General features: G+C 37.7%; 9 protein-coding genes and 1 pseudogene. 9 read left to right on the top strand and 1 reads right to left on the bottom strand.

Going from position 1 to position 7864, the window contains the following annotated elements; translation table 11 throughout:
- Positions 1-269 precede the first annotated feature (269 nt).
- From HMPREF9969_RS08175 to HMPREF9969_RS08140, 9 genes are all read left to right on the top strand, one after another.
- Entirely contained in the window at positions 270-521 is a 252-nt protein-coding gene (locus tag HMPREF9969_RS08175; protein WP_009435341.1) for a hypothetical protein, read from the top strand.
- An 83-nt stretch (positions 522-604) separates the two neighbouring features.
- Positions 605-736 (top strand): hypothetical protein, encoded by a 132-nt coding sequence (locus HMPREF9969_RS13285; protein ID WP_255346219.1) that lies wholly within the window; start codon positions 605-607, stop codon positions 734-736.
- 484 nt (positions 737-1220) lie between these two features.
- The gene (locus HMPREF9969_RS08170) at positions 1221-1718 is read left to right on the top strand and encodes a hypothetical protein (RefSeq protein WP_036895542.1); all 498 of its coding nucleotides are present in this window, start codon (positions 1221-1223) and stop codon (positions 1716-1718) included.
- Entirely contained in the window at positions 1684-2076 is a 393-nt protein-coding gene (locus HMPREF9969_RS08165) for a hypothetical protein (RefSeq protein WP_009435344.1), read from the top strand. The genes HMPREF9969_RS08170 and HMPREF9969_RS08165 overlap by 35 nt, the downstream gene beginning before the upstream one ends.
- Complete coding sequence (locus HMPREF9969_RS08160; protein WP_009435347.1) at positions 2073-4136, top strand: bifunctional DNA primase/helicase; 2064 nt, start codon at positions 2073-2075, stop codon at positions 4134-4136. Before HMPREF9969_RS08165 ends, HMPREF9969_RS08160 begins: the two co-directional genes overlap by 4 nt.
- A complete protein-coding gene (locus HMPREF9969_RS08155; RefSeq protein ID WP_004342808.1) occupies positions 4124-4432 on the top strand; it encodes a helix-turn-helix domain-containing protein in 309 nt (102 codons plus the stop codon). Before HMPREF9969_RS08160 ends, HMPREF9969_RS08155 begins: the two co-directional genes overlap by 13 nt.
- Before the next feature lie 155 nt (positions 4433-4587).
- Positions 4588-5592 (top strand): type IV toxin-antitoxin system AbiEi family antitoxin, encoded by a 1005-nt coding sequence (locus tag HMPREF9969_RS08150; protein WP_009435345.1) that lies wholly within the window; start codon positions 4588-4590, stop codon positions 5590-5592.
- Positions 5570-6409, top strand: coding sequence for a nucleotidyl transferase AbiEii/AbiGii toxin family protein (locus HMPREF9969_RS08145; RefSeq protein ID WP_009435342.1), 840 nt, complete (start codon positions 5570-5572; stop codon positions 6407-6409). Before HMPREF9969_RS08150 ends, HMPREF9969_RS08145 begins: the two co-directional genes overlap by 23 nt.
- A complete protein-coding gene (locus HMPREF9969_RS08140; RefSeq protein ID WP_009435339.1) occupies positions 6406-7032 on the top strand; it encodes a PP2C family protein-serine/threonine phosphatase in 627 nt (208 codons plus the stop codon). The genes HMPREF9969_RS08145 and HMPREF9969_RS08140 overlap by 4 nt, the downstream gene beginning before the upstream one ends.
- A 62-nt stretch (positions 7033-7094) precedes the next feature.
- Here HMPREF9969_RS08140 and HMPREF9969_RS08135 read toward each other — a convergent pair.
- Positions 7095-7864: pseudogene (locus HMPREF9969_RS08135) on the bottom strand (helicase); the annotation flags it as partial.

Raw genomic sequence — 7864 nt, 5'->3', positions numbered from 1 at the left:
ATAAGCAAAGTAATTTAAGGATATTCTCATGGAAAACCCAAATCTTTGATTTGTGGAAGGCTGCCGTGAGAATATTCTTAAATAGTGTAGCGGTACTTTGTGTTCTTACGACCTTGCTTTCCTTTGCAAAGGAAAATTAAAGCCAGATATGTCTACTGTAGAATAGTTGAAAACTAATCAAGATAGATATTTTGAAGATTTATCACTCAAAATATCGTATATAGGGCTTATTTTGTAACTTTGAGGTAAATCAAAGATAATAAAGGACTATGGTAAAGGTAATACATGTGCAACTGATGGAAGGGAGGAAGAACTATTATTTCGGATCTATTCCTGCAATTTATAGCGTATTGACGGCAGAAGATATCGGCATCAAACGACGTTCGTTGGAAAGAGTAGGGCTAAGCAAGGGAGGAGTGGTTTTAAACAAGAAAGCTATCATTCGAGCTTCGGAGTTGATTCGGGCGAAAACGAACTGCAAGGGAAAGGGATTTGGAAGTATTGAAAAGTCCACTAAATGAAACATTTGATATAATCTGATATAAAAGGTTCGATTCCTACTTTTTATGACTTCTGTTATTCGCTGAAAAACAGATAATTACAAATGCTGAAAAATATTTACATAAAAAAGCGTTTTTCAGGATTGAACAAATTTTCGGAGAAAAAAGTGGGGCAAAAAGTGGGGCAAAAAATGGGGCAACTTTGGGGCAAAAAGTGGGGCAACTTTTTAGTATAGATAAATAAAAAGTCCCTAAGTTGTTGTAACTTAGGGACTTAACTCGCTGTGCAATGCGGAGAGAGAGGAAAATGAATATTCCTTGTATCTCCTTGTATCATAGTTCTTTATAAACCTTCTTCCTTTCTGTGTAGCCAGATTGTAGCCACAACAGAGTATTTTGAGAGTACACGTGGATACTGCTGCTTGAAACACGCTCTTGCGTTTCTTGGGTTCAAAAGTACTAAAAATATGAACATGCTCCAAATATTTGATAGAAAATGTTTTATAGATTCTTTGGCTACAATTTTCAGTGCAAGGTGCAAGCCTATATATATAGATAGGTCTTGCACCTTGCACTGATGGTCCCTACCTTATATTTTATACCGTTGATTATCAATACATAAAATGGTATTATACTACCAGAAAATGGTATTTTAATATTCTATCTAAAGCCTGTTTCATTAGGAACTTTGCAGCCATAATAATTACAATTATGTATATTATGGCTAATAAAAACAAATTAAAATCTAAAGGGCATCTTTATATTAGTAGCCCTACACTTGAGAGTTTAGTTCTTTTATGTGAGAATGCAAAAGAAGCTGCTCATATAAGTGGCATCGAGTATTCAAATTTCCTTAAGGCTTGCAAGATGGAAAAGGATATAAGATTTAGCACATATCGAAAGTGTGCTGCAGGCTTGGGGAAGGAAGTTCTGGTTATCCATCTTCCTTTGGGAACCATAGAGTCAATGATTGAGCCCAAGACTCATGTGAACGGTTTTTATGAAACTATAGAGCAAGATAAATTGATTAAAGTGCTGATGGCTATTATGCCGAGTGACGGAATAAAAATTTTTAACTTCATGGAGGATTTCAAGAAACACCTAACAAGTCACGATAAAGAACATCTAATGAAACCATTTTTGTCTGCTATCATTAATCTTTGCCAAACCCTACTTAAAGAAGATGGAACACCACGAAACACTCTCCCTAATAAATGAACTTCAAACACTTCATGAAGAATTCAGACAGATAGCCTGCTTTATCAGGGAGCTAAAGCGTGATTATTCCGTTTTAGAGGAAAAGATAGAGTTGAGTTCGGCAGATGTTCTGCACCTGCTTGGAATATCAAAGGCATCACTTGCAAGATGGAGGGAATCTAATTCAATTCCGTATAGGTATGTATCAAGTAACCATGTAGTTTATCCATTTAAAGGACTCTATCTCTCTGTCAAGACAGGTAGAGCCACATTCAAGGGCTTTCGTCGTTTAGAGGCTTTGCAGCGTTTAAACGCTTACAAGGAAGGTGTGCTAAAAGGCTATATGGGAGAATCTCAAACCTTATTCGAAGAGCTATGAACATCAAAGAAGAAATATTATTGCGGACCAACAAAGGACTTGAAATATTCTGTTTCTATATGCCTATTGATTTTGTAATTAAGCGTAATTTCCGTAACCCTTTGTACGACGATAAACGTGCTTCATGCAATATATATCTTGATAGAAAGTCAGACTGCTATCGCATGAAAGACTTTGGAAATGATGCTTATTCTGGAGATTGTTTTTGGTTTGCTGCGACAATGATAGGATTGGATGTTAAGAAAGATTTTGTTAAGGTACTTGAAACTATTATTCGAGACTTGCAACTAAACATCTACATAGGAAAGCAAGAACGCTTTGAACAACGATCTACGATAATGAAACCTCCTAAACCTCCTATTTCACAACCAGCAGACCAACCAAAGTTAATGGAAGAGAAGAAGTGGTTTAAACTAATAGAACAATCTTTTGGTATCGAGGAAATGAAATATTGGCAACAATATGGTATTGATTCCAATACCTTACAACGCTTTCATGTAAAGTCGCTTGCTCGTTATGAGTCTATCTCTAATCAAGGTAAGCCGTTTACATTAAGAGGGACACATGAAGAGCCGATGTTTGCTTACAATATGGGGACGTTTGTAAAGGTTTATCGTCCCAAAAGTAAGCTACGTTTTCTTTATGGTGGTGAGAAAGTGACCGATTATGTCTTCGGCTTCCAACAGTTGCCCAGTAAAGGAGATATCATATTCATTACTGGTGGAGAGAAAGATGTACTATCTTTATCTGCCCATGGTTTTAATGCTATTTGTTTCAATAGTGAAACAGCAGAGATTCCTGAGAATATTATCGAAGGGTTACAGCTTCGTTTTCGACATATTATCATATTATATGACACTGATGAGACTGGAATAAGAGAAGCCAAACAACAAACAAATGCACTCATTCAATATAAGGTTTTGAGCTTGACCTTACCATTGCAAGGGATTAAGTCGGAGAAAGATATATCTGACTTCTTTGCCTTGGGAAATAACTCGAATGACTTGAAAGTTCTCCTTTCTGATATGTTTACCAATATGTATTCGCAGACAATGATGATATTAAAATCTTGTGAAATCGACTACGATAATCCACCTGATGTTTCAAAATCAGTTGTGGCAGTCAATGGTGTTCCACTCGGAACACAGGATAATCTGTTTTGTATCACAGGTGGAGAAGGAACAGGTAAGAGCAACTATATTTCTGGAATCCTTTCAGGCACACTTGGTTCGGAACGATTACAAGCTGAACAGACATTGGGATTAGAGATAACTGCTAACCCCAAAGGATTAGCGGTACTCCACTATGATACGGAGCAGTCTGAAGCACAGCTGCACAAGAACTTGGGAAAGACACTTCGTCGGGCAGGAGTAAAGGCAGTGCCAGAGTTCTACCATTCACTCTACTTGGCATCACTATCCCGCAAAGACAGGCTAAAGATCATTCGTGAGAGTATGGACTTGTTCTATCACAAGCATGGCGGTATCCATATTGTGGTAATTGATGGTATTGCTGACTTGATACGCTCAGCCAACGATGAAACGGAAAGTATAGCCATTGTTGATGAACTCTACCGATTGGCAGGTATCTACAATACCTGTATTGTCTGTGTGCTTCACTTTGTGCCTAATGGCATAAAGTTGCGTGGGCATATTGGTTCGGAACTTCAACGTAAGGCGGCGGGTATTCTCTCCATAGAAAAGGACGACAATCCTGAATATTCGGTCGTAAAGGCATTGAAAGTCCGTGACGGAAGCCCATTAGATGTTCCTATGATGCTTTTCGGTTGGGATAAAACTGAAGACATGCACGTCTATCGTGGCGAGAAATCGAAGGAAGATAAGGAAAAGCGCAAGACCGATGAACTCTTGCTTGTCATCAAATCTGCATTTCGGACCAAACTAAGGCTTTCATACCAGGAACTTTGTGAGGTGCTGATGCGTGAAATGGAGATCAAAGACCGAACTGCAAAAAAATACATTGCATATATGAAAGAGCAGCACATATTGACCCAAGATACAAGTGGAAACTATCAAAAAGGAGAACTATGCCATACTTAAACGATACTTCAGAAACAGATTGGTGCAAACAATTGTTTGATAAACTAAGAACTGTCGAGAATAAACTCGACCAGCTACTTGTCCTGCAAGAGCAATCCGTCGATACAACTGTCCGTCCACCTTTGAAACCGGAATATCTGGATATCATAGATGTTTCTAGAATCTTGAAAGTTGAGCAAAAGACTATCTATAACTGGGTTTGGGCGGGTAAGATCCCATTTCTCAAAGCTAATGGTAGGCTGCTATTTCTTCGTGAAGAGATTGATAGTATACTGCGTAAGCGAGAGTGTAGGTAAATTCTCTCAAAAATTAGATTCTTTCAATATTCTTCTATTGTTCACTATTATTGAACAAAATTAATTTATTGAACAAAATATTTGGTGTCTTCGTGTTTGTTCATTATCTTTGCAGTGTTCAATATTGTTGAACAAGTAATAAAGAATGAACAAGTATGGGAGAAGTACATATTATAGAACAGGCAGTAAGTGCAATGAAGCAACAATGGGGAGAAAGTGGACTCAATATCACCTATGATTTAACTCCACAAAGTAATCCTATACTTAAGGGACGAGTTAACATTATAGGAATAGACTTTCCTTGTCTTGTAGAAAACGAGGTGAATAGTATCAACATTGGCCGCATTCAGGATTTGATAAAGGGGTGTGCTGAACTACAAAAGATACCTATTTTGCTTATAGCACGATATGTTCAACCAGGTGTTTATAACATTTTACGAACGGCAGGCATTAATTTTGTAGATACTGTTGGTAACTATCAAATCCTATATACAAAAGGTAAGAAGTTGATTTTTCAACTTTCTCACACAGGTGAAAAAGCACCTATAGCGCTTAACAAGGCTTATCCAATCTTTCAAGAAGCAGGCTTAAAAGTTATTTTTTATTTGTTGCAAGATGTAGACAATGTGGGTAAAACTTTTAGGGAAATCAAAGAACAGTGCGATGTTTCGTTAGGTACTACAAAAAATGTACTTGATGAATTAGAAGCTCGAAAGTTTGTATTGACTACTAAAAGAAAGCGTATACTGAAAGACAAACGCAGGTTGCTTGACCTATGGGTGGAAAACTATCATCATGTTCTTAAGCCAAAACTTTTGCTGAAGCATTTTGCCTTTCGAGATGAACAGTCTAAAGCACAATGGGATAAAATAGTGTTGCCCGAAGGAATATGCTGGGGTGGAGAGTGTGCTGCTTATCAAGTAAACGGATATTTAACTCCACAAAAGTTTGAAATATATACCGATGTAGCTTGGGGTAATCTGATGAAAACAGGTGCCATGCGTGCTACAGAAGGAGAAATTACAATGTATCAGAAGTTTTGGAAAGGCAGTACAATGCCAATAATTCTTATTTATGCAGACTTATTAGGTGATGGCAATAGTCGTTCGATAGAAGCTGCAAACAAAATATTGAATGATGAGCTTTCAAATTTCAAGTAATAAGATAGACAATCCACTTTTGGTTGAACTATTAAGAACCGCCAGCGAATGTTTTAAAGAGGTAGGACAAGACTTCTTTGTTATTGGTGCAACTGCACGTGATATACTGATACAGCAATTAGTAGGCATAAGCTCTGGTCGAAAAACGAGAGATTTAGATTTAGCTATTGCTATTCCTAATTGGGAAGCCTTTGACGAAATAAAGCAGATGCTTTTGGCGCATGGTTTCACTAAGGATGAGAAAATGTATCAACGCTTCTATTATGGGGTTTATGAAATGGATATTGTTCCTTACGGAGATGTTGCAAAAGAAGATGGATATATTTATTGGCCACCAGAAGAAGATATTGCCATGTCTGTAAAAGGTTATGAGGAAGTACTAAAAGATGCTATAACCATAAGTATTGATAATGAATTTGACATCAAGCTAGCATCACTTCACGGACTTTTTATCCTAAAATTTAATGCTTGGTTAGATCGTAACCTGCAAACAAATAAAGATGCTGATGATATGGGGTTTATCATTGAGAACTACTTCATAGCCAACTTAAATAGGAGTGTGTACCAAGAAGTTTTTGATTGGGACGATTTTGATGAGTTTATTGTCGGTGCATATTGGCTTGCCAATGACATTGTAGGTTTTCTCCCCATAAAGTATTTATCCTATTATGAAAAATGCCTACAAAAGGAAATCGCAAAAGAAGAGGACAGTAGGCTTCTTCAACAAATACTGGACAGTAACTCAGTTCTTCAGTATGAGCAAGTTTTATATGCTTTCCAAAAAATGATAGAAGTTTTTAATAAGTTTACCCGATGAAAATATGTATTGCTTTTCAAAGCATAGCTGCTAACGAAATGAATGGAGACTTTATTCTTCAGAAGAAAATAGCAGGCGGAACTTTGGTTTTACTTGCTGATGGTATGGGAGGATTAGATTTTCCTGAACAGGCATCGAAAATCGTTTGTGAAGCAATCCTTGATTACTTTGAAAGTTACAATGCGTCTGATCCCTCAAAGATTATTCAAGAGAGCTTAGAATATGCCGATAAAACCTTAGGCAAGGCATGCTACCAAAGAAAGTGTAAGATGGGTACTGCCCTCACGCTTGTGTATCTGACGGATAGCTTTCTCTATTATACTTCATTGGGTGATGTTCGTCTATATCATGAACACATTAATGGGACAATCACACTGCTGACGTCCGATGATGTAATCAACATTGGAGGTGAGAGTTACCTTACGGTCTGTATTAATGGAAGAGGGTACAGAACTCCAATAGAAGTATATCAAATGTCAGTACAAACAGGAGATCGCTTCATACTTTGTAGCGATGGCTTTTACAAACAATATGATGTAAGTGAGTACTTGCAACAGAGAACTTCACCACCTTTACAATGCACGGAAGATGACTGTTCTGTGGTTGATATTAATATAAAATAAAATGTTAGATTTCGACAGCAATATATATACTACCGAAATCTAATCTTCTATATATTGGAGAATTAGTGCCTCCATTTTGGACGAAAACCTTGTGAACGACCATCCTCACTGTCTTCATGTATCTTAGATTGTTTATTATTTATTTGGTTAGGTAGTCCACTTATGGATATGGAATTGTCTTGTTCTACATCTCCTTTTGCCTCTTTATTGGTAGAAATTGTCAATGCAATCTTTCTGTCCAATTCTGCAGCTTCACTTTTAAGTGAGCGAAGCTCGTCCTCTTTTTTCCAAGAACTGTTGGCAATGTTGGTGTAAACATCTTTATTGGCTACAACCTTTGCCATTTCCTTCTCATGCGACTCTATTACCTTTGGAATACGCTCCAAGGCATTAACGAAGTTCTGACACGCAAGTTTAGGGTCAGTTGCCAACTTACCATTATTATAGGTATAGTAGATACTCTCCTGCCCTTTCACAAAGAAGCGGTTCACCGAACAGTCGAACAAGTCCTTGGAAGTACTCTCTGTCTTGACCATAATGGAGAAACCATAGATTTCGCCAATTTTGTTGTACTCTCCTTTGGTGCGAGCTTTTTCGTCTATCTCCTGCAGACGGGCAGCAATGGCCTTGATATCGGTGCTGTCTTCTACACCTTTGATTGTCAGTTTATTTATAGGTGTACCTTCATCATCACGCTCCACACGCTGCTCAAATAGAGTGAGGTCAGATTGTGCCTCCTTGATTTTGTCCGTATGGAAGGATACAGAACTTTCAATCTCTGCCAACTTGCCCGTTGCGGCATCACGCTCACGGAGGAAGTTCTTGCGCTCGG

The sequence above is a fragment of the Prevotella sp. oral taxon 306 str. F0472 genome (assembly GCF_000257925.1).
Taxonomy (GTDB): domain Bacteria; phylum Bacteroidota; class Bacteroidia; order Bacteroidales; family Bacteroidaceae; genus Prevotella; species Prevotella vespertina.
The sequence above is the reverse complement of the archived record's forward strand: the minus strand, read 5'-3'. Positions and strand labels throughout refer to the sequence as shown.